At 69.7% G+C, this 21,931-nt stretch carries 19 protein-coding genes and 3 pseudogenes; 11 read left to right on the top strand and 11 right to left on the bottom strand.

The genetic code is table 11. The features are described from left to right. Positions 1-27 precede the first annotated feature (27 nt). The 6 genes and pseudogenes from ABZ193_RS01465 to ABZ193_RS01440 all read left to right on the top strand — a co-directional run bounded on the left by ABZ193_RS01465 (position 28) and on the right by ABZ193_RS01440 (position 4,924). The gene (locus ABZ193_RS01465; RefSeq protein WP_354708430.1) at positions 28-1,167 is read left to right on the top strand and encodes a histidine kinase; all 1,140 of its coding nucleotides are present in this window, start codon (positions 28-30) and stop codon (positions 1,165-1,167) included. Continuing rightward, a complete protein-coding gene (locus tag ABZ193_RS01460) occupies positions 1,164-1,766 on the top strand; it encodes a response regulator transcription factor (RefSeq protein ID WP_020415857.1) in 603 nt (200 codons plus the stop codon). Before ABZ193_RS01465 ends, ABZ193_RS01460 begins: the two co-directional genes overlap by 4 nt. A 239-nt stretch (positions 1,767-2,005) precedes the next feature. After that, the gene (locus tag ABZ193_RS01455; RefSeq protein ID WP_354708429.1) at positions 2,006-2,434 is read left to right on the top strand and encodes a hypothetical protein; all 429 of its coding nucleotides are present in this window, start codon (positions 2,006-2,008) and stop codon (positions 2,432-2,434) included. A gap of 47 nt (positions 2,435-2,481) precedes the next feature. Beyond that, complete coding sequence (locus tag ABZ193_RS01450; protein WP_354708428.1) at positions 2,482-3,558, top strand: sensor histidine kinase; 1,077 nt, start codon at positions 2,482-2,484, stop codon at positions 3,556-3,558. Beyond that, positions 3,555-4,163, top strand: a complete 609-nt coding sequence (locus tag ABZ193_RS01445) for a response regulator transcription factor (RefSeq protein ID WP_354708427.1) — start codon at positions 3,555-3,557, stop codon at positions 4,161-4,163. Before ABZ193_RS01450 ends, ABZ193_RS01445 begins: the two co-directional genes overlap by 4 nt. 196 nt (positions 4,164-4,359) lie before the next feature. Beyond that, positions 4,360-4,924 (top strand): annotated as a pseudogene (locus tag ABZ193_RS01440) (transposase). A gap of 238 nt (positions 4,925-5,162) precedes the next feature. Here ABZ193_RS01440 and ABZ193_RS01435 read toward each other — a convergent pair. Genes ABZ193_RS01435 through ABZ193_RS01415 form a run of 5 tightly spaced genes read right to left on the bottom strand, consistent with a single transcriptional unit; the run spans position 5,163 to position 11,674 of the window. Next, complete coding sequence (locus ABZ193_RS01435) at positions 5,163-6,014, bottom strand: IclR family transcriptional regulator C-terminal domain-containing protein (RefSeq protein ID WP_020415862.1); 852 nt, start codon at positions 6,012-6,014, stop codon at positions 5,163-5,165. A 16-nt stretch (positions 6,015-6,030) separates the two neighbouring features. Continuing rightward, a complete protein-coding gene (locus ABZ193_RS01430) occupies positions 6,031-7,347 on the bottom strand; it encodes an MFS transporter (RefSeq protein WP_020415863.1) in 1,317 nt (438 codons plus the stop codon). 37 nt (positions 7,348-7,384) lie between these two features. Beyond that, the gene (locus tag ABZ193_RS01425; RefSeq protein WP_354708426.1) at positions 7,385-8,770 is read right to left on the bottom strand and encodes an FAD-dependent oxidoreductase; all 1,386 of its coding nucleotides are present in this window, start codon (positions 8,768-8,770) and stop codon (positions 7,385-7,387) included. Continuing rightward, on the bottom strand, positions 8,767-10,707 hold the full coding sequence (locus ABZ193_RS01420) for an FAD-dependent oxidoreductase (protein WP_354708425.1): 1,941 nt from the start codon (positions 10,705-10,707) through the stop codon (positions 8,767-8,769). The genes ABZ193_RS01425 and ABZ193_RS01420 overlap by 4 nt, the downstream gene beginning before the upstream one ends. After that, on the bottom strand, positions 10,700-11,674 hold the full coding sequence (locus ABZ193_RS01415) for an alcohol dehydrogenase catalytic domain-containing protein (protein ID WP_354708424.1): 975 nt from the start codon (positions 11,672-11,674) through the stop codon (positions 10,700-10,702). Before ABZ193_RS01415 ends, ABZ193_RS01420 begins: the two co-directional genes overlap by 8 nt. A 170-nt stretch (positions 11,675-11,844) precedes the next feature. Between ABZ193_RS01415 and ABZ193_RS01410 the strand changes: the two genes are divergently transcribed. Further along, positions 11,845-12,627, top strand: coding sequence for an IclR family transcriptional regulator C-terminal domain-containing protein (locus ABZ193_RS01410; RefSeq protein ID WP_354708423.1), 783 nt, complete (start codon positions 11,845-11,847; stop codon positions 12,625-12,627). Further along, positions 12,611-12,976: a glyoxalase/bleomycin resistance/dioxygenase family protein gene (locus ABZ193_RS01405; protein ID WP_020415868.1), complete on the top strand. Its 366-nt coding sequence runs from the start codon at positions 12,611-12,613 to the stop codon at positions 12,974-12,976. Before ABZ193_RS01410 ends, ABZ193_RS01405 begins: the two co-directional genes overlap by 17 nt. A gap of 89 nt (positions 12,977-13,065) precedes the next feature. On the opposite strand, the pseudogene ABZ193_RS01400 reads toward ABZ193_RS01405, so the two are convergent. Then, positions 13,066-13,185, bottom strand: a pseudogene (locus ABZ193_RS01400) (transposase); the annotation flags it as partial. Position 13,186: 1 nt separating this feature from the next. Between ABZ193_RS01400 and ABZ193_RS01395 the strand changes: the two are divergent. Then, positions 13,187-13,527 (top strand): annotated as a pseudogene (locus tag ABZ193_RS01395) (transposase); the annotation flags it as partial. Between the two features lie 530 nt (positions 13,528-14,057). Here the strand turns inward: ABZ193_RS01395 and ABZ193_RS01390 are convergent. Beyond that, entirely contained in the window at positions 14,058-14,948 is an 891-nt protein-coding gene (locus ABZ193_RS01390) for an alpha/beta hydrolase (protein WP_354708422.1), read from the bottom strand. A gap of 360 nt (positions 14,949-15,308) precedes the next feature. On the opposite strand from ABZ193_RS01390, the gene ABZ193_RS01385 reads away from it, so the two are divergent. After that, positions 15,309-15,746, top strand: a complete 438-nt coding sequence (locus tag ABZ193_RS01385; RefSeq protein ID WP_084505989.1) for a helix-turn-helix domain-containing protein — start codon at positions 15,309-15,311, stop codon at positions 15,744-15,746. Between the two features lie 109 nt (positions 15,747-15,855). Here the strand turns inward: ABZ193_RS01385 and ABZ193_RS01380 are convergent, their stop codons facing one another. Together ABZ193_RS01380 and ABZ193_RS01375 are read right to left on the bottom strand one after the other, a co-directional pair. Then, a complete protein-coding gene (locus ABZ193_RS01380; protein ID WP_354708421.1) occupies positions 15,856-16,833 on the bottom strand; it encodes an amidohydrolase family protein in 978 nt (325 codons plus the stop codon). Positions 16,834-16,931: 98 nt separating this feature from the next. After that, the gene (locus tag ABZ193_RS01375; protein ID WP_020415874.1) at positions 16,932-17,648 is read right to left on the bottom strand and encodes an SDR family NAD(P)-dependent oxidoreductase; all 717 of its coding nucleotides are present in this window, start codon (positions 17,646-17,648) and stop codon (positions 16,932-16,934) included. 171 nt (positions 17,649-17,819) lie between these two features. On the opposite strand from ABZ193_RS01375, the gene ABZ193_RS01370 reads away from it, so the two are divergent. After that, positions 17,820-18,872: an Lrp/AsnC family transcriptional regulator gene (locus ABZ193_RS01370; protein WP_354708420.1), complete on the top strand. Its 1,053-nt coding sequence runs from the start codon at positions 17,820-17,822 to the stop codon at positions 18,870-18,872. Between the two features lie 639 nt (positions 18,873-19,511). On the opposite strand, the gene ABZ193_RS01365 is transcribed toward ABZ193_RS01370, so the two are convergent. Continuing rightward, a complete protein-coding gene (locus tag ABZ193_RS01365) occupies positions 19,512-20,399 on the bottom strand; it encodes a pyridoxal-phosphate dependent enzyme (protein WP_354708419.1) in 888 nt (295 codons plus the stop codon). Positions 20,400-20,420: 21 nt separating this feature from the next. Continuing rightward, entirely contained in the window at positions 20,421-21,920 is a 1,500-nt protein-coding gene (locus tag ABZ193_RS01360; protein ID WP_354708418.1) for a long-chain fatty acid--CoA ligase, read from the bottom strand. Positions 21,921-21,931 lie beyond the last annotated feature (11 nt).

Below are 21,931 nucleotides of genomic sequence, written 5' to 3'. Positions count from 1 at the left end.
GCCCGCTCAGCTGGATACGCTCGGCTGGTGGAGGTGCCGACGATCGCGCGCCGGACGTCCTGGACCGGCGGGAAGGTCCAGGAACGCCTGCGCCGGCTGAACCTGATCACGACCGTCCCGCCACTGGCGCTCGTGGGCGTGTTCCTACTGCTGGTGAGCGCCCGGTCCGGGTGGCACGTCGTCATCCAGGTCGTAGGGCTGCTCGCAGCGCTGGCGACGGCCGAACGCTGGACCGCGGGTGACTACCTCCGCGTGGCGCGGCCGAGCCTGGTCGTCACCGCGGTGGTGTGGCTGGCCGGGTCCCTGACCGACGACACGGCCGCGTTCTTCGGGCTGTCCGTCGTGGGGTCGTACCTCATCCCGCCGCTGCCCCGCCGCCGGCTCGCCGCGCTGGCCGGGCTGACGGTCCTGATCGCGGGGCTGGGCGCGGCCAACGTCCTCGTGCACGACGACCGGATCGGCTGGCGGCTGTTCCAGTTCGCCGCCGTGCCCGCGGCAGCGACGCTGGTCTCGACCGCGTTCATGTTCGCGAGCCAGCGCTTCTTCGACCTGATCGCGGAGCTCGAACAGTCCCGCGAGCGCGACGCCGACCTCGCCGTCACGCGGGAGCGGGTGCGCTTCGCGTCCGACCTGCACGACATCCAGGGGCACACCCTGCACGTGGTGAAGCTGAAGGTGGCGCTGGCCGAGAAGCTGCTGGACCGCGAACCGGATCGGGCGCGCGAGGAACTGCGTGAAGTGCACGAGCTGGTCGGCGACACCATCGTCCAGACCAGGGAACTCGCCCACGCCCAGCGGCGGCTGAACCTGTCCGCCGAGCTGGAGAACGCCAAGAACCTCTTCGAGGCCGCGGGGATCCACGTCCGCGTCACGCGCAAGTCCGAAGTGGACGCCACGGCGGGCGACCTGCTCGGCCAGGTGCTGCGCGAGACGACGACCAACATCCTGCGGCACGCCGAAGCCCGCCATGTGGGGATCACGCTCACCCGGCGCGGGATCGCGATCGTCAACGACGGCGCCCCGGACACCGGCCCGCTCGAGCTCGGCGGGCTCGCGGTGCTCCGGCAGCGCTTGGCGGAGCACGGCGCCGAGCTGGAAGTCTCGCACTCCGGTGGCCGTTTCCGCACCGCGGCGGCCTTCCCCGCGCCGAAGGAGGCCCGACGATGACGACGGTGGTGCTCGCCGACGACGAAGCCCTGCTCCGCAAGGCGCTGGCCGCGCTGCTGCCGCTGGAGGACGAGATCACGGTGCTGGCCGAGGCCGACGACGGCGAAACGGCGGTCGCGGCCACCCTCGAACACCGGCCGGACGTGCTGGTCATCGACCTCGAGATGCCCCGCGTGGACGGGCTCGGCGCGGTCGAGGAGATCCGCCGGGCCCGGCCGGAGCAGGTGATCCTGATGCTGACCCGCCACGCCCGCCCCGGCGTGCTCCGCAAGGCGCTGAAGCTCGGCGTCCAGGGCTTCGTCAGCAAGGCGGCCGAACCGGCCCACATCACCTCGGTGATCAAGACCCTGCACGCGGGCAAGCGCTGGATCGACCCGGACGTCTCGGCCCTCGCCGTCGTCGACGACTGCCCGCTGACCGACCGCGAGCTGGACGTGCTGCGCGCGACCCGTGAGGGTTTTTCGGTGGCCGACATCGCCGGGCAGCTGCACCTCGCGGAGGGCACGGTCCGCAACTACCTGTCCAACGCGATGCAGAAGACCCAGACCCGCACCCGCCACGAAGCGGCCCGATACGCCCGTGAGCACGACTGGCTGTAGCCGAATGGCGGGAGCGGCTCGTGCACGCCGCCGTCCGCCTGGCACAGCGCGGCAGCCTCGCGAGCATCGCCGCGGAGAACACCGTCCGCGCGGAGTTCCCCGCGCTCGCCGACCGTCGCTCGCCCGGCCGGCTACATACGTGTGGGCCGAACAGTATGTCCGGTTTCTGACGGATGTCACGACGAGGTGATGGGCAACATCGCTACCCGCGAGAACGCGGGTTGATCAGCATTGCTGGCATGACGAAGCAGACCACCCCGGCCGTGACCGTGACCGATCCCGACGCCCGCGAGAAGCTGCACATCGCCCGGGTGCTGCTTGGCGGCTACGCGGCCGTGAGCGTGCTGACCCTGCTGGCGATCGTGGTGTTCAGCGGCGATCCCGGCATCGTCACCGATGCGGTGTGGATCCGTGGCTCGATCCTCGCCGTCGCTTCGCTGGTCACCTTCGCGCTCGGGGTGTCCATGGCCAAGGGTTCCCGGAGCAGCCACCGCAGGGTGCGGATCATCGCGCTGGCGCAGGTGGTGGCCATCATCGTGATCGAGTGCGTTCCCGGCGCCTTCCCGGTCTGGTTCAAGATCGAGAACGGGGTGTGCGGAACGCTGCTGATCATCGTCGTCCTGCTCACGTTCGCCCGGACCGTGCGCACCACGTTCGCGGCCCGGTGATCACGACATCCGCGAGAGCCGGGCGGGCTGTCGGTACGGTCGTCGGCGTGGAGGAATCGCGCGGCAGGGACGAGTGGCGCCGGCTGCTGCTCTCGCTGGGCATGCTCTGCTATCCGTTCCTGACAGCCGTGGGTGTCGCCCAGTACACGCGCGGTTTCGGTCTCGTCGCCGGTTACCTGCTGCTGGTGGGGGTCTCCGCCTGCTACCTGGGCATCGTGGTGGCCTCGATGCGATCGGCGTGGCGGGCCTACTGGTGGTTGCTGGCGGGGATGACGGTGCTGGCGGTGCTGGTCGCGCCGCTGGCCCACGAGAACGTGCTGATCCTCGCCGCGGTGATCGTGCCGTCTGCGGCGGCGCGTGTCAGCGGCCGGACGGCGGTGGTTCTCGTGGTTCTGGGCGCCGCGGCGTGCGTCGTGGTGCCGATGGCGGTGCCCGGCTGGAGCGCCGACCCGGCCGGGTACTTCGCGGTGGCCGTCGTGTTCACCGCGCTGCTGGTCCACGCCTTCAGCCGCACCGCGACGGCCAACCAGCAGCTGCGCGAGGCCAGAGCGGAAGTGGCCAGGCTGGCCTCGGAGGCCGAGCGCAACCGGATCGCCCGGGATCTGCACGACCTGCTCGGCCACTCCCTCACCGCCATCACCGTGAAGAGCGGTCTGGCCCGGCGGCTGGCCGTCGGCGCACCTCCCGCGGCGCTGGCCGAGATGGAATCGGTGGAGCAGCTGGCCCGCCGGACGCTGGCCGACGTCCGGGCCGCGGTGTCCGGATACCAGGACGTCACGCTCGCCGGCGAGCTGGCCCGCGGCCGGGAACTGCTGCGGGCGGCCGGGGTCACCGCCGACCTGCCCACGGCCTACGACGCGGTGCCACCGGAGCGGCAGGAACTGTTCGCCTGGGTCCTGCGGGAAGGGGTGACGAACGTGGTGCGGCACGCACGGGCCGACCGGTGCACGGTCGAGCTGACCGCGACCTCCGTCGAGGTGCGCGACGACGGGGTCGGCGGCCCGGCTGGCGCCGGGTCCGGGCTGACCGGCCTGCGCGCCAGGGTGGCCGCGGCCGGTGGAGTGCTGACCGCGGGCCCGGCATCGCCCCGCGGGTGGTCGCTGCGGGTGGAGGCGCCGGCATGACGATCCGGCTGCTGCTGGCCGACGACCAGGAACTGATCCGGCAGGCCCTGCGCGTACTGCTCGACCTGGAGCCGGGCTTCGAGGTCGTCGCCTCGGTCGGCCGCGGCGACGAGGTGACGGCCGCGGCTCTGGAACACCGGCCCGACGTCGCGCTGCTGGACATCGACATGCCCGGGCTGGACGGGCTCGCGGCGGCCGCGGTGCTCACCGCGCAGGTGCCCGGCTGCCGCGTGATCATCCTGACCACCTTCGGCCGCACCGGTTACCTGCGCCGGGCCATGGAGGCGGGCGCCGCCGGGTTCGTCGTCAAGGACGCCCCGGCCGACACGCTCGCCGACGCCATCCGGCGGGTGGCGGCCGGGGAACGGGTGGTGGACCCGGCGCTGGCCGCGGCCACCCTGGCCGCGGGCGAGTCGCCACTCACCGCCCGCGAACGTGACGTGCTCATCGCCGCCCGCTCCGGGGCCACCGTGGCCGAGATCGCGGCCCGGCTGTACCTCGCCGAGGGCACCGTGCGGAACTACCTGTCCGGAGCCACGACCAAAACCGGCACCCGCAACCGGATGGAAGCCCTGCGGGTGGCCGACGAGCGCGGCTGGCTGTGACCGCACCGCACTCGCACCGCCTCCAGAGCCTGAGCTGACTTCCGCGCGGCCGGCCGAGGTACCGCACGTTGCCCTTACAACTCGTTTCAAAAATGATCGGCGCGTCTGCTGGCCGTAGTTGATCAAGTGTGGGCATGCTGATGTGGTGCTTGAGAAGTTGGTTCCCGACAGTCTGTGGCAGCGGGTGGAGCCGTAGCTGCCACCGAGGCCTGTGCGGCGGAGTCGGTATCCGGGTCGGTTGCCGGTGGATGACCGGGCGGCGTTGGCGGGGATCGTGTTCGTGCTCAAGACCGGGATCTCGTGGCGGGAGCTGCCGCGTGAGGTGTTCGACTGCTCCGGGGTGACCTGTTGGCGTCGGTTGCGGGACTGGACCGAGGCCGGGGTGTTCGACGCGGTGCACAAGCTCTTGCTTGACCAGCTGCGAGCGCTGGATCGGCTCGATCTGGATGTGACGGTGGTGGATGGGTCGCATTTACGGGCGTTGAAAGGGGGGAAGCGACGGGCCCCTCGCCCGTCGATCGGGCTCGGCTCGGTTCCAAGCACCATGTGATCACCGACGGCAACGGTATTCCGCTCCTGGTGTCTGTTACTGGTGGCAACCGGCACGCACGCAGCTCATACCGCTGGTCGAGGCGCTTCCAGTGATCCGCGCGAAACGCAGTCTACGGATCCGCTGGGAACGCCGAGCCGACATCCACCTTGGCCTCATGCACCTGGCCTGCGTCCTCATCTGCTACCGCAAGCTGCCGACTTCATTATGAAACCAGCTGTTAATCCCTTGGCCGCGGGTTCGAGCCCCGCCCGGCCCACCGGTTCTGACCAGCGACAACAAGATCAGACGCACGATGCTCTCAGCGCGCGGTCGGGCTCGAGCCCGGTGACTGGCCGATGACCAGGCTGCGCATCGTGCGCCGGGGTGAGGCGGTCGCGCCAGAAGGTGGTGGCGACGTTCCGCGCGAAGCGTGGCCGATCGGCGGGCCCTCAGAGTAACCGGTGGGATCAGCGGCGGGCCGTGGTGGTGCCGGGCACGGGATCGGGAACCGAGATTCCCGGTGCGCTCAGCACGGTCGGGTGCGTCGTGATGGTGCGTTCGATCGTCGCCGCGCAGTCCCGCAGGCGTGGGAGTATCGAGCCGAACAGGGTTTCGTCGTCGATCTGTCCGGTGGGGGTGCCGATCGTGACCGCGGCGACGACCGCACCGGCCGCATCGTGAAGCGGCACCGCGACGCTGCGGACCCCTTGTTCGAGCTCCTGGTCGTTCAACGCCCAGCCGCGTTCGCGCGCCTCGGCCACGGCGGCGGCCAGTTCGCCGCGGTCGGTGCAGGTGCGAGCGGTGTAGGCAACCGGCGGGAAACGGTCGAGGTACTCGACCAGCTCGCCGGGGGTGAGCCCAGTCAGCAGCGCACGGCCGACCGCGGACGCGGTGGCTGGCACCCGGGTGCCGGGTGCCAGCCTGATCGACATCACGCTCCGAACCGCGGCGCGGGCGACGAACACGGCGCTGTCGCCGTCGAGGACGGCCAGCGAGCACGAGTGCTCGACGGCCTGTGCGGTGTCCTCGAGGTAGGGCTGCACCAGCTCGGGGAAGGTCGCCGAGGCGACCGTCGCGTAGCCGAGTTCGAGGACCTTGGCGGTCAGCCGGTACCGGCTGCCGGTGGACTCGACGTAGCCGAGGGACGCGAGCGTGCGCAGCAGCCTGCGTGCTGTCGCCCGGTCGAATCCGCAGCCGGCCGCGACATCGGTGACGGACAGTTCGGCCCGCTCGGCGGAGAAGCAGGTCAGGACGTCGAGGGCCCGGTCGAACGTGCGCACGAAGGGGCCGAGGGCGCGCGCGCCGTCACCTTCGGCCATGCCCCGTGCCTTTCGATCAGTTGCTGTCCGTTGCTACCGACATTTCACCACGCTCGGGTGCCGGGTCGGCACTCCGGGTTTCCGGGCTGGCGAAGACAGCGGCGGCGGACGCGAGCGCCGTGCCGACGACGAACACCCCCACGGCCCAGTAGGAGCCGGCCGCGGCGAGCAGGGCCGTGGCGATCAGCGGGGTGAAACCGGCGAGCGGGTCCGAGGCCGACCGGGCGAGGTTCACGCCGCTGTTGCGTACCCGCGGCTCGAACATTTCGGCGAGGTAGGCACCGGACACCGACAGCGCGATCTTGACGCCGATCCCGTAGGTCAGCACCAGCGCCAGCACCACGAGCGCCGGGTTGCGGGTCTGGAGCAGCCAGAAGAAGGGAAACCCGAGCGCCGCGACGAGCAGCAGGCCGGTGAGGAACACCGGGCGGCGCCCCCACCGGTCGGCACACCGGCCGGCGAGCGGGATCACGGCGAGTCCGACGAGGTTCGCGATCAGGACGCCGGTCAGGGCCGGCGCGGCGGGCATGTGCAGTTCGCTCGTGCAGTAGGAGATCGCGAACACGTTGAAGATCTGGCCGCCGACAGCGTCGGTGCACCGCGCCAGCGCGGCGAGTCCGACGTGCTTGCGGTGCGTCGTGAACAATTCGCGGATCGGACTGCGGGCCACCGCTCCGGACTTGCGGAGCTCGGTGAATTCGGGCGATTCGTCGACCCGCAGCCGGATGTAGAGGCCCACGAGGACCAGGGCGAACCCGACCAGGAACGGGACGCGCCAGCCCCAGGCGAGGAACGCGTCCCTGGGTAGCCCGGACAGCGCGGCGAAGACCCCGGTGCCGAGCAGGATGCCCAGCGACACGCCGAAGGCCGGCGTGCTCGACAGCAGACCGCGCCGTCGCGCGGTCGAGTACTCGGCGCTCATCGTGATGGCCGTGCCGTACTCGGCTCCGGCGCCGATGCTCTGCAGCAGCCGCAGGAGGACGAGCAGAATCGGCGCGAGCGCGCCCACTTGCGCGTAGGTGGGCAGCAGGCCGATGCACCCGGTGGCGACGCCCATCAGGATCAGGCAGATCACCATCACGTTCTTGCGCCCGATGGTGTCGCCCCACCGTGCGAGCACAACACCGGCGACGGGACGGAGGACGAAACCGATCGCGTAGGTGGCGAACGCGGCGAGCGTTCCGGCCAGTGCGCTCGATGTGGGGAAGAACAGCGCACCGAACACGAGTGAGGTCGCGGTGCCGTAGATGTAGAAGTCGTACCACTCCAGGACGGTGCCGATGAGGTTCGAGGCGATCGCGCGGGTGCGGCCGCGGGTGGACGGTTGGGTCATCGTTGACCTCCAGGTTCAGTCGTCGGTCGGGGCTGGGTCAGGAGCGGGTCTTTTCGGGAAGCGGCGCGGCCAGCGGTGGCGGATCGACGATCGCGCCCTGGCCACGCAGCACCGCGCGGATCCGGTCGGCGGGTACGAGGCGCGGGAGCACACCGACGTCGGCGGCGAGCGCGGCCGCGACACCGGCGGCGTGACCGGTGGCCATGGCGGTGCCCATGTGCCGCGCCGCGCCCATCGCGGCTTCGGTCGCGGACAAGCAGCGGCCCGCGACAAGCAGGCCTTCGACCTCCTGCGGCAGGAGGCTGCGGTAGGGCACTGAGAACGGAGCGGGCGGTTCGACGAGCCGGAGGCCGCTGGCATTGTCGTGCACGTCCAGCGGACCGCCCGCCTGCGCGATGGCGTCGGAGAACTGGGTCCCCGTCACGACATCCGTTTCGGTGAGCAGGTAGTCGCCGACGATCCGCCACGTCTCCCGCACTCCGATCCAGGGCGCGAGTGCCGAGAGGTGAGCACGTTCGAATCCGGGCACGGCGCGCCGCAGGAAGGACAGCACGGAAGACACCTGCCGGCGGCCGGCGATTTCGGCCTGGGTCAGGTCCTGGCTGTCCGCTCCGTCGAGACCGGTGACCCTGGTCATCAGGATGAACGCGTCGTTACCGTGGGGAGCGCTCACCACCGACAGCAGCTGCTGGGCCAGTTCACCGGTCTCGACCCCGAGCCTGGCCAGCCGCCGCTTCTCGGTCCTGTCGAGTGCCCGGAACCGCTGAGTATCCACATTGGACATACGAGCCATCATCGTCATGGGCTGGCGTTCGCGCCGGTCCTCTGCCGAGTTCTCGGTGCGGCACCCGCAACGACGGCTCACCACGGCGTTACCCGTCGCGTCGACGACCGCCGGTGCGCTGATCGCCTCCGGTTCGTACAGTCCCTGCGTCACCAAGCCGTGCACCGCGCCGTCCCGCAGGACCGGGCTGACGGCTTGGGTGTGCAACCGCACCTCGATCCCCGCTTCGCGCACCATGTCGTCCAGAACCAGCTTGAGCACCTCCGGGTCGAAGGGGAAGGTGCGTACCCGCAGCGGGGTCTCGCTGGCCTCGGCCAGCACGTAGGGCGTGAAGCCGGTAGCGCCACCCGCGCTGACGAGCCGCTCGGTGATCTCCTTGCCGATTCCGCCGCCGACCAGCACATCGCGCCAGTAGAAGCCCATGAAACTCGCGACCATCGCACCGGTCGCGGTGCCGCCGAGGAACGGCCCGCGTTCGACGAGCACCACCTTGGCACCGGCGCGGGCCGCGGCGATCGCGGCGCAGAACCCGGCGGGCCCTCCGCCTGCGACGACGACGTCGGCCGTGGTCCGCACGTGGAGCTCCGCGTCCGGCACCCGCACGGTGCGCTCCGCCGAAAACCGGGGCAGTGATGTCATGTGGAAGTTCCTCCTGCGAGTCGTCGGATCGTCACCGCGGCGTGCCGGACGGCCAGCGCCGACCAGCCGCCGTGGCCGGCGGCGTCGCCGACCGCCACCACGGTCTTTTCCGGCGCGACGGCGCGGACTTCGGCGGCGAAGCCGCCGGGGTCACCACCATCTACCGAAGCCAGGACGGGGCCGGGCGCGGCCAGCACCCCGGTGTTCCCAGCCATGTCGCGAATGTGGACGCGGTCCGGCTCGATCGCGGTCACCACCATGTCCATGACCAGGCGGACCCTTGCGTTGCCGCGGAGCCTGGCCAGCGGCAGGACCTTCGCTCTGGCACCGACGTCGGACGCGGGTTCCGGTTCGGCGCCGATGAGCGTCACCTTGGCGCCCGCGGCCGCGAGGTGGTCGGCGACGGCCGTACCGTCGCGATCCGCTCCCCACACGACGTACTCGTCGTCGGGTTCGCGGTCCAGCCCCGTCGCGAGCCAGTCGAGCAGGTCCTGGGGCCGTGCAGGCGAGACGCCCGGCACGTCGGGCACCGTCCTGGCCGTTCCGGTCGCGAGGATGACGGTGGTCTCCGGCCGCGCGGCGATATCGGCGGGCGACAGGTCGGTCTGCAGCTCGATCGCCACACCTGCCATGGCCAGTTGCTCGCGGTACCAGTCGATGACGCGCGGGTACTCGGGGTACTCGTGCAACCGTGCGGCGAGTCCGAACGCCCCGCCCAGCGCCGGGCGGCGATCCACGAGCCTGACGCGGTAACCGAGCGTGGCCGCGGTTCGTGCCGCCTCCAGCCCGGCAGGTCCTGCCCCGACGACGAGGACGTCATCCGCCCGCCGGGTCGCGGTCGCCGCGACCGGAAGCGGCCCCGCGGCCTCGGGCGCGACGGCGCATCCGACGGGTTCGCCGGTGCGCAACGCATCTGCGCAGTAGTTGCAGGCGATACAGGGACGCGGGCGCCGGCCTGCGAGCACCTTATTCGTCCACTGTGGATCCGCATGCAGGGCGCGACCGAGCGTGACGAAGTCGGCCTGCCCGGCGACGAGGATCCGGTTCGCGGTCGCTTCGTCGACGATCCGGCCCGCGACACCGACCGGCGGGCCCAGCCGCCGGAAGCCGGCGGCCGTTTCCGCGTTCAGACCGCGTGGTAACTCACCGGAGGGAGTGATCCACTGCCCCGCCTCGTAGCAGCCCGCGGACACGTCGACGAAGTCCAGTGCGGACACACCGGCCCGCGCCAGGATGGCGATCGTGGATTCGGCGTCAAGGCCGTCCGGCAGCCCCTCGTGGGCGGAGACCCGGATACCGACTGCGGTGCGGGGTACGGCTGCCCGCACCGCCGTGATCACCTCACCGAGGAACCGGGCCGGGTCGCCGTACTCGTCAGCGCGCCGGTTCGTCCTCGGCGACAGGAACTGCGCGAGCAGGTAGCCGTGGGCCGCGTGCAGCGAGATCACATCCGCACCCGCCTCGGCGGCGCGGCTCGCGGCCCCGGCAAAGCGGGACACCAGGTCCGCGATGTCGTCGTGGTCGAGTTCGGTGGGCAGATCGCCCTGCACCACTTCGGCGACGACCGGCGACGGTGCGACGGGGGTGTACCCGCTCACAGCGGATCTGGCGATCCGCCCACCGTGCACCAGCTGCACACCGAACAGCGCGCCCGCCCCGTGCGCGGCGTCGGCCAGCCTCCGCAACCCCGGGATCGCGGCGTCCTGGTCGACGGCGAGCTGGCGTGGCCGGACCCGGCCGTCGGCACGGACATAGGAGGCCTCGGCGTAAACGAGTGCCGTCCCGCCCGCCGCGACCGCGGCGACGCGCTGCACGTAGTGGTCTGACGGCACACCGTTGCGGTCGCAGTAGTTGCGTTCCATCGGGGCGGCGACCACGCGGTTGCGCAACCTGACCGGACCGAGTCGCAGCGGAGACGCCAGCCGGGGCTCAGCCATGTCCGGCCACCTCGATGAGGATCTTGCCGAGGTTCGGATCCCCGTCGTGCGCGAGCACGAACGCTTCCGGCACTCGCTCGAGTGCGAACCGGTGGGTGATCAGGTTCTCGACGAGGGTCCGGTGCCTGGCCACGAAGTCGATCGCCGCCGGGAACAACGCCCGGCTGTTCCGGCTGCCGACCAGGTCGAGCTCCTTGTAGGGCAGCAAGCTCATCGACAGCCGCGCCTCCGCGGTGGAAATCCCGACCGCGACGACCCGCCCGGCGCTGACGACCAGGTCGAGCGCGGTGGCCAGCGCGCTCGGAGCCCCGGTCGCCTCGATGACGACCGATGGTCCTTCGCGTTCCGCCCACTCGACGATCTCCACCCCCGCACCATCGGTGGCCGCCCGGGCGAACTCGGCACCGAACCGCCGGGCCCGTTCCGCCCGGTGAGGTTCACGGTCGATCGCGGCCACCCGCACGCCGCGATCGGCCAGTGCACGTGCCGCCAGCAGGCCGATCGGCCCGCACCCCAGCACCAGGGCGAACGCTCCCGCTCGGGCGTGCGACCTCGCCACGGCCTGCAAGGCGATCGCGGTGGGCTCGACCATCGCCGCGGTCGGAGCCGTCAGGCCAGGCGCGGCGTGGACCCGGTCCGCAGGCACCACGATCGTCTCGGTCAGCGCGCCGTCGAGATGCACGCCGAGCACCGAGCTACGCGCGCAGGCGTTCGGCCGGCCATTCCGACAGGCGTAGCAGCGGCCACAGGACAGAGCGGGTTCGACCACCACCAAGTCGTCACCGGCCCGGCCGGCGATTTCGTGGCCCTGCACGAGCGGCAGCGACGCGGCCGGGTACTCACCCGCCCAGATGTGCGCGTCGGTACCGCACACCCCGACGGACTCGACGGACACCAGCACCTCGCCGTTGCCGGCCGCCGGGACCGGCCGTCGCTGGATCTCAACGCGCAGCGGGCCTGTGGTCACGGCCGCCCTCACTGGTTGCGCCCTCTGCGCACGTTCGTTCTCATAGCGCCCGAGTATGACTAGCTCGATCGCGAAACTCAAGGACCGGTTCTGCGTTCAACCAGGGGGGCTATATTGGTGCACGATTGTGCGCAAAGCGCGCACGCGAGCCAGAAGGGCAGGCGAGCGGAATGGCCGAAGACCGAGCAGAACCGGAAGTCCTCGCTTCGGTCGAACGCGGGCTCGCCGTGCTGAGGGCGTTCCGGCCCGAACAGACCGCGATGACGCTCAGCGAGGTCGCCAAGGCCAGCGGCCTCGACCGGGCCTCCGCCCGGCGCTTCCTCCACACCCTGCTCGCGCGGGCCTACCTGCGCGCCGACGGCCAGCAGTTCCGGCTGCATCCGTCCGTGCTGGAACTGGGCAACGCCTACCTCGAGGCGCTGCGGCTGCCGCGGATCGCGCTGCCCCATCTGAGGAGCCTGTCAGCGCGGTTCAACGAGCCGGTTTCCATGGCCGTGCTCGACGGGGACCAGGCCGTGCACGTCGCGCACGTGCCCAGCAATCGCCTGATGGCCGCCATCGCGACCATCGGGAGCGCGGCGCCCGCCCACCGGAGCGCTCTGGGGCGAGCACTGCTCGCGGGTAAACCCGATGAGTGGCTGGACGGCTACCTGGCCGCGGGCCGGTCGGGCACACCGGATGATCAGCCGGACCCCGCGGCACTCCGGGCCGACATCGCCACCGTGCGGCGAACCGGGTGGCTCACGACCGGCAGCGAGGCCGGCGTTCGCTCGATCGCGGCCCCGGTCCGCGACACGACGTCCACCATCGTCGCCGCCATCGGCATTTCCAGCCACGCCGACCGGGTGAGCGAGTCCACGCTCGTCGACACCATGCGGCCGGCGCTGCTCGAAGCCGTCGATCACATCCAACAGGCCTACACGCGAGGAGAAGACGATGCGGATCGTCCATGACGCGCTGGTTCGCGTGGAGGTCGACGACCTGGACTCCGCCCTCGGGATCTACCGCGCGCTCGCCGGCACGGACGACGTGACACGGTTCCGCTCCGGCGACATCGACCTGGCCTGGGTGGGGCGATTCCTCCTGCTTGCCGGCCCCACCGCCGAACTGGCCCGGGTTCGCCGGACCGCCACCCTGCTGGTGGAAGACATCGACGCGGCCAGGACACTCGTCGCGGGCAGTGGCGGGGAGATCCTGGAAATCCCCTCCCCCGGACCCAACGGCGCACGCATGATCGCCCGGCACGCGGACGGAGCCGTCTTCGAATACATCGAAACCCCGAGGCGCGACGGAATTGTTTGATGGATGACCCCGTCGACGATCCGGACCCCGGGAAGTCCTGTGCCGGAAGTACCTGGACGCGGGAGCAGATGCGCATGACGATCTTGTGGCAGCGGTATGAGCTGCGTGCTGTCGTGCCGGTTGCCACCAGTAACAGACACCACGAGCGGAATACCGTTGCCGTCGGTGATCACATGGTGCTTGGAACCGAGCCGAGCCCGATCAACGGGCGTGGTCGAGGCGCTTCCAGTGATCCGGGGGAAACGCAGCCGGCCTCGTCAGCGCCCGCGCTGGCTCTACGGCGACCGCGGCTATGACTACGACCATCACCGCAAGACCCTGCGAGACAAGGGCATCGTCCCGCGAACCGCTCGCAAGAACACCGCTCGCAAGAACACCGCTCACGGCACCCGTCTCGGCAAGACCAGATGGGTAGTTGAGCGGATGTTCGCCTGGCTGCACCAGTTCAAGCGTCTACGGATCCGCTGGGAACACCGAGCCGACATCCACCTTGCCTCATGCACCTGGCCTGCGTCCTCATCTGCTACCGCAAGCTGCCGACTTCATCATGAAACCAGCTGTTGGGTGAGTCTTGAGATTGTCCAGAACCGCACTCGGTCCCGTCCTGGGCGATAGGAACACGCTGTAGCTCCGGCACATGCTCAGGTAGTCCAGCCGCCGCTGAGCGGCCGATGGCGTGGCCAGGCGGCTCGATCCCGGCCAGCCGACGGTGCCATGTTTCGGATCGTCTGCGGCCCGAACACCGCCGACACATACCGCCACCCGAGCTCACAGCGGTACCGGTGAACGATTCCCTCCACCACCGCCCGCGCATCCGAAAACGGACGCCCCGGCAACGGGACAGGGACCTGCAAGGTGAGGCCCGTTATGTGGGCGTCCGCTGGGTGGCACTCGCCTTGTTCCGATCCCTTTCAGCGAAGCATCAGGTCGGCGGCCGCCCAGCTGGACAGCTACCGTGATCGCCTCGGTTCAGGCGATGGTGTTCGTTCTCCCCCGAACCCACCGAGTGTTCGATCAGCGCGAGCGGAGTCCTCGTCCGGGTCGGCGACCGGTGGGAGGGCGCGGACGGCCGGCCTGCTGCTCACGGTGCCAGCGCGGTGCGGACGAATGTGCCTGCGCGTGTCATGGCGGCGTCGGCCTCGTCCCACGAGGCGGCGAACGACTGGAAGACGTGTGTCGCCTCAGCGGTGACGTCGAGCGTCACCGACACGTCAGCCGCCACGAGTCGTGCTGCGAGCCGGGTGGAGTCGTCCAGCAGCACCTCGTGGGAGCCGACTTGGATCAGTGTGGCCGGCAGGTCGCGGAGGTCCGCGAACAGCGGGCTGTGCTGTTCCGCCCTGGATTCGTCGCCGACGTAGTCGCGCACACGGCGTTCGAGGGCGGTGCGGTTGACGATGAAGTCCGCCTCGGCCCTGGTCGTCATCGAGTCGCCGCTGAGCGTGAGATCAACCCACGGCGAGAACAGCAACGCCGCGGCGGGCATCGGATCGCCGGCCGAGGACAGAGCAGCCAGCAGCCCGAGTGCGATTCCGCCACCGGCCGACTCGCCGGCGACCACGACCCGTCGCGCGTCGACGCCGGAGGCGATCAGTGCCCGGTAGGCGCGTACCGCGTCGTCGGTAGCGGCAGGGGCGGGATGCTCGGGAGCCAAGCGGTAGTCGATGGTGATCACCCGCGTGTGTGACCGGCGCGCGAGGTCGGCGACGATCCCCAGGGAACTGCGTGCAGACCCGAGGACATACGCCCCGCCGTGGAAGTACAGGACGGTACCGGCACTGGCCTGGTTCGCAATTTCCACCAGGAGACCGGAGACCGTGTCGTAGCGGACTTCGGTGACGATGACGTCCTCGGGGACAGGGTGGTGGGACAACACCTGCTCGAACAGGACGCGCTGTTCGTGGACCGCACCGCCGAGATCGAGGGGTGACGACTCGCGAAGCTGCCGGATGGCCTCTCGCTGCTGGCGGCTCATGTTTGCTCCATACGCTTGTTCATGGGCGGGACGACGGTTGAGGGGGGTTCAGACGGACCATCGAGCAGGTGCTGGGTGAGCGACACCAAGATCGGTGCCGACTACGTGCGCTTCCCGGTCACCGAGGACGTCCAAGCCGGCCGGGGTGCGACGTCGCACCAGATCGCGCGGGTGTGCGGGACGCCGCCGTGCCACAGCAGCACGGCCGGCCCATGCCCGAGCGTTTCCGCGGCGAGTTCGACCCCTTCGATCGGTATCCGATGCGCGGTCGCGCCGGGAAGGTGAGGTGGTGGCGCCAGCTGGTGCACAGACACTCTCCGTGGTTATGATCCGAAACGTGGTAACCATAGGAGACTTATCGTGAGCAGCAAAGAAGGCACTTCTCCGACACCAGGTGACGCCACGGTAACCGCCTCTGGTCAGGCGAACCTGTTCGATCCGCTGTGCCCGACGCGGCTCCTGCTCGACCGGGTGGGGTCGCGCTGGACGACCATGGCGGTGCTGTCGCTGGCCGCCGCCGACGGCGAGTTGCGGTTCGCCGAGTTGAAGCGCGAGATGGCCGGTGTGTCGCAGAAGATGCTGGCGCAGACCCTCAGATCGCTGGAACGAGACGGACTTGTCGATCGTCGGGTCGAGGCGAGCAAGCCACCACGGGTGTACTACCGACTCACCGCCCTGGGCACGACGCTCGTCGCGCCGCTGCGGGGCCTGCGAGCGTGGGCCGAGCAGCACATGCCCCAGGTCCAGCACAACTGCTCCAAGTTCGACGCCGCCGACCGCCCTGACCGCCACGGTTGACACCCGCGCACGGAACTCGTCGGCGGTTTTGTGGGCGGCGCCGGAGCCGTTCGTGGTCGTCCACAGCACAAGCGCCTCGGAGACCGGCGAAGAGGTATCCGGCCTCGCATCAGATGATGTCGATTCCGTACAACGATGCCGCGTTGGCCGAGGAGAACTTCTCGCGGGCTCTATCGGAGGAGAAGTGCCGCAGGAAGGAGTTGACGTCGTCTGCGGTCGGGCGTTGGAAGGGGTAATCGGTGGAGAAGATCAACCGGTCGATCGTGGTCACGGACAGGGCGTGGTGCAGCAGCGCCGGGTTGAGCATGCCGGAGGTGGTGATGAAGAAGTTCGACCGGATGTAGTCGGACACCGATCGTTCCAAGCCGGCGACGCGGGAGAGACTGTCGGCCCGGTCCAACCAGAACAGCAGCATCTCTCCCCAGTGGCCGAGCACGACCTGGAGGCCGGGATGGCGGTCGAAGGTGCCTCGCAGGATCAGCCGCAGTGCCGCGGTCGCGGCGTCCAAGTGCCATCCCCAGCCGAGAGTGGCCAGGGCGAGATCGGTCATGGGATCGAATCCGCGGTAGGAAGCGTCACGAACGGCCGGCGATGGCAGTTGAGGGTGGACGAACACGGGTTGGCCGAGTTCCGACGCGGCAGAGAAGAAGTCATCATAGGCGAGGTCGTCCAGGAACAGGTCTCCTGACCGGCCGTAGACCATGGTGCCCACGTGCCCCATGCTCGCGGCTCTTTCGAGCTCGCCGCTGACGTCCTTCGGCGATGACATGGGCAGCGTGGACAACGAACGGAACCGGGCCGGATTCCGGGCGACGGCCGCCGCGGCCAAGTCGTTCGCAGCGCGGCTCAGCGCCAAGGCCTCCCTGGGCGGCAGCGGCTGGGTTCCTGGCGGTGTCAGAGCGAGTATCGACACGTCGATGCCCTGAGTGTCCATGGCCGCGATGCGGCCGGCCCCCAGGTCCTCCAAACGTTCCAAATTGTCGTCCATCTCGTTGAAGGCAAGGCTTTCGTCACGGTGCGGCACAGCGCGAAGGGCGGACATCAGGTCCGGCATGATCCAGTGTTCTTCGACAGCGATGAGAGGCATCCCGTCCTTGCCTATCTCTTGTGTGAGATGTGATGACGAACCGCTACGAGGGCCGCGAGGAGGGCCAGGGCGTACGTCCAGTGGTCAATCGGCACGGCTCACCAGGGCACGGTCTGTCCCCAGCGGTCCAGAAACGCCAGACCTGGAGCGCCCAGCTTCGACAGCAGAACGTCCACCAACAGCGGGACGCTCTCCTCGATGGTGAACGGTGCGTCCGGCCCACCGAGCGCGGTGCGAATCCAGCCTGGCGCCATCAGGACGAAGGCGCGCTGCGTCTCGGCCTGGCGGGTCGCAAAGCTGCGCATGAACATGTTCAGGGCCGCTTTACTTCCCCGGTAGACCTCGCGGCCTGCGGTCGTGTTGTTCGTGATGCTGCCTTGCCCGGATGACATCGCCCCGATAAGTCCGGTGGGGGATACGAGATCTTCGAGCGCTTCGATGACGCGCATGGGGCTGAGAGCGTTGGTGATCATCACCTCGACGAAATCGGCTGTCGGAACCGCGCCGATCGGCGTCTGCTCGTTGTTCGTGGTGCCTGCGTTGACGAAGAGCAGGTCGAGCCGGCGTTGCGCGAGCCGTTGGTGCAGGGGCGCCAGGTGGTCGGGCTGATTGATGTCGAGATGCTCGACGGTGACGCGCCCGCCGGCTCGGTCCGCGAGATCGTGCAGGGGCGTCCGGGCAGTGGTGTCACGGACTGTGCCGATGACGCTCCAACCCCGGTCGAGGAATTCGGCCACCATCGCGTGGCCGAGGCCGCGCGAGGCCCCGATGACGAGCGCGGTAGGCGCGTTCTGGCTGGGGACAGTCGATGACATCCAGCGTCATCTCCGTTCTTGTCTGGTGAGCTCACGTCGTGAGTCCGTGACCGCGACCTTGGGCGGCATCGGTCGGTGATGCTGCCGTGGCTCTTCTGCTGTGCGTCGCAAGTCTGTCCGCCGCGATGCCGTCAGGGGCAGCCGAGAAGGTCAATCTGTAGGATTCTCCTCGTGTCCGGCTCCTCGATGTCCGAGTCCGTCGCTGTCCAGCCCGATGATGTGCGAATCATTCGTGCGCTGCAGATCGCCCCGCGGGCTTCTTTCGCCTCGATAGCGGTAGCGCTCGGCCTCACCGAAGGCGCCGTCAACCGCCGGTACCGGCGTCTGTGTGCTGATGGCGTCATCCGCGTCACTGGCGTGGTCAACCCGGGGGCGCTGGCGCAGAGCAGGTGGCTGGTGCGACTCCGCTGCCGCCCCGGCAGCGTCGAAGCGATCGCCGACGCGCTCGCCAAACGTGCGGATGTCAACTGGGTAGCCCTGACCGCAGCAGGCTGCGAAATCACCTGCGCGACCCAGTCACGGACTCAAGAACAGCGCGATGACCTGCTCGGCCGGCGACTTCCGCGCACAGCGGCGGTGCTCGACATCAACGCCTTCGCCATGCTGCGTCAGTTCGTGGGAGGCCGGGGTCACTACTGGACCGCCCTGCAGGGCACGCTGGCCCCAGAGCAGGAAGCCGTGCTCGGCAGCGGCGGCTCCCCCTTCACCGAATCCCCGGTCGTCACCCGCGATCCCGTGCGCATCACAGCTGAGGACGAGAAGATTCTCGACACTCTTGCCACGGACGGTCGCGCCAGTCTCGTCGACCTCGCCACCGCGGCGGGCTCCACTCCGGGACGCGTATCACGCCGCCTTCACGCCTTGCTCCTGCGCCGTGTCGTCCACATCGATGTCGAGATCGCCGCGGCCGCTCTGGGCTATCACGCTCGGGCGAACCTGTGGCTGCGTGTGCATCCGTCGGCGGTGAAGGACACCGGACGCGCACTTGCTCAGGAACCCGAGATCGCCTTCGCGGCGGCCATCTCCGGGCCCCACAACATCCACGCCGTCGCACACTGCCGAGACCTCAACGAACTGTACGAATTCACATCCGATCGCCTCGGGTCCTTGGCCGGACTGCAGAGCATGGAGGTCTCACCTGTACTGCGGCACGTCAAGCAGGCTGGCACGCTGCTGTCCGGCGATCGCCTCGTCGAGCCAGCGCAGGCTCGCGCCGCGAGGTAGTGCTGTGGCACCACCGCAACCTGGCACCGCTGGTCAGCCCTGTTCCCTTCCTTGGGTGCTCTTGCCGGGGGCACTCATGAGATGCACACAACCTTGACCGGGACTTCCCGAGCACCGATCCCCCGACGATCGGTATGGCCGTCGGGGATGCCGACTTCGAGCACGGCTTCCGACGCTCCTCCTTCGCGACGGCGCCACGCAGCGCGAGCACGGCGTCGACGGCCATGCCAGCCCTCGACCACGTCGGCGGCTGGCTACTACTGCTGTCAAGTGATCCGGACCGCGGCTAGGCCGGAAGCTCCTCGCGATCCAAGAACGCACGCGCGGCCTGCCGGACACCTCTTAGCCAGCCGGAATCTCCCGCGGGTTCGCCATGCAGTCGTAGGTGACCTCGCCCCGTCAGGTGGTGTCGCCGGTGGCCTGGGCGGCTTTGGGGTCACGCCTGGAGCTGGCGTGGACAAATTCGTCGCCACCGGAACTTGGCGGGAACAAACCTTTCTGACCGGCTACTACAAGGGCGCGACGTACCACGGCACGGTGCAGATGGCGGTCAACCCAGCGGGGCGCCGCACGAATGGCATGTGGCTGGACTTTGGCGAAGAAGGCCCAGCGGGCCTACCACGACAAAGGCCTGCCCCGTCAGCTCAACACCGCCACGACGGTGGTGCCCGGCGGGAACGCGCCCGAGGCGATGCGCTCGAACAGGCCGTACATCATCTTGGCCTCGTACACCCAGTCGAGCGTGATGCCGTGACGGGCCTTGAAGTCGCGCGTGAAGGCGTCGAGTTCGGGCGTGCGCTTGGCGTATCCGCGGAAGGGGAAGTCGTAATCAATGGCCCAGTTGCCGGTGTCGCGGCCGAAGGCTTCCTGCTGGAGGTGCCTTACCTCGTCGTCCAGGAAGCGGCCGCCGTTGAGCACCGCGAAGCCGAGCGCCCGCTGGTCTCCGGTCAGTCCGGCCGCGATCCCGGCCAGGGTGGTGCCCGTGCCGCACGCGCAGCAGATGACGTCGAAATCCGTGTCGATCTCGGCGGGCAACTCGGCGCAACCGCGCACGCCGAGGCCGTTGCTGCCGCCTTCCGGCACGACGTAACAGGGACCGAACTCGTCGGTGAGCCGGGCCAGCACGTCCGGCTCGGTCTTGCGCCGGTACGTCGTCCGGTCCAGGTAGGTCAGGCGCATCCCCCGGCTGACGGCGTAGGCCAACGAGTCGTTGAGCGGCTGGTGCTCTTCGCCGCGCACCGCTCCGACGGTCTCGAAGCCGTAGTGGTGCCCGGCGGCGGCCACCGCCCGGAGGTGGTTGGAGTACGCCCCGCCGAACGTCAGCAGGCGGGTGTGGCCCTGCTCGCGGGCTGCCGCGAGGTTGTACTTGAGCTTGCGCCACTTGTTGCCGGGCAGCTCGGGGTGGACGAGGTCGTCGCGCTTGAGGTGGACGCGGATGCCGTGGGGCGCCAAGCGGTCGTCGTGGAGTGCGACCAATGGTGAGGGCAGGGTGACGACGAGGCTCGCGTCGGGCTCGTTCGCGGTCACGATCCGAGCCTAGTCAAGTGCTCAGATCTCCCGCTTGAGGATCTTGCCCGTCGCGGTCATCGGCAACGTGTCGCGGAACTCGACGACCCGTGGGTACTTGTAGGCGGCCAGCCGGTCCTTGCACCAGGCTACGATGTCGGCCTCGGTGACGTCGTCGGAGTCCTTGGCCCGGACGAGCACCGCCTTGATTTCCTCGCCGTGGGAGGCGTCGGGGACGCCGACGACCGCGGCCAGTGAGACCGCCGGGTGGGTCATCAGCAGCTCCTCGATCTCGCGCGGGTACACGTTGAAGCCGCCGCGGATGATGAGGTCCTTGGCGCGGTCGACGATGTAGTAGAAGCCGTCGGCGTCCTTGCGGGCCAGGTCGCCGGTGCGGAACCAGCCGTCCCGGAGCACCTCGGCGGTCGCCTCGGGGCGGCCGAGGTAGCCCTTCATGACGTTGTGGCCCTTGATCGCGATCTCGCCGACCCCGCCGGTCACCTCAGCCCAGTCGTCGTCGATCAGTTTCATCTCGACGCCCGGGATGGGCACGCCGATCGATCCGACGCGGGGTTCCTCGCCGTACACGGAGAACGACGCCACCGGCGAGGTTTCCGACAGGCCGTAGCCTTCGAGGATCGTGACGCCGAACCGGTCCCGGAAGTCCCGGTGCACCTCCCCCGGCAGCGCCGAGCCGCCGGACACCGCCACGCGCAGGCGAGCCGCCAGCGCGGACACGTCCACGCTCTCGTCCAGCGCGCCCAGCAGCCCCCAGTACATGGTCGGCACGCCGGCGAAGAACGTCACGGTCTCCCGGAGCATCAACCCGAGCGCGGCCCTCGGCTCGAACCGCGGCAGCATGACGATGGTGCCGCCGAAGGCGACGGCGCCGTTCTGCACGACCGTCTGCCCGAACGAGTGGAACAGCGGCAGCACGCACAGATAGGTGTCCGGGTTCGCCGGGTCGGCGGCGAACAGGTCCCGGCCGGCCAGCGCGTTGTCGCGCATGTTGCGGTGCCGCAGTTCCGCGCCCTTGGGCCGGCCGGTGGTGCCCGAGGTGTAGAGGATGACCGCGGTGTCGTCGTCGTCAACGTCGAGGGTGTCGAACTCGGTGGCCTCGTCCGCCCAGGGTGGGGGCGCCGCGGCGGGCAGGACGAACAGCGAGCAGGCCTCCGACACAGCCTCCGCTGCCCACTCGCCGATCGGCAGGTCCGCGGTGCCCTCGAAGGCGAAGTAGGCGACCGCGCCGGAATCGCCGAGGTGGTAGGCGATTTCGCGGGGTTTGAGCAGCACGTTCAGCGGCACCACGGTCGCGCCGGCCTTGAGGATTCCGAAGTAGACGATCGTGAAGTGCGGCAGGTTGGGGCAGGACAACGCGACCTTGTCCCCCGGCCGCACGCCGTGGCGCGCCAGGAGGTTCGCGACCTGGTTGGCGGCGCCGTCGAGCTGGGCGTAGCCGATCCGGCGGTCGCCGAACACGATCGCGGCGCGGTCGGGGTGCTCGGCGGCGGTGCCGGTGAGCAGGGTGGCCAGGTTCGTCATTCGAAGTCCTC

It is taken from the genome of Amycolatopsis sp. NPDC006125 (genome assembly GCF_040614195.1).
In the GTDB taxonomy this organism is placed as follows: domain Bacteria; phylum Actinomycetota; class Actinomycetes; order Mycobacteriales; family Pseudonocardiaceae; genus Amycolatopsis_E; species Amycolatopsis_E tucumanensis.
This window is presented reverse-complemented; position numbering and strand designations above follow the sequence as displayed.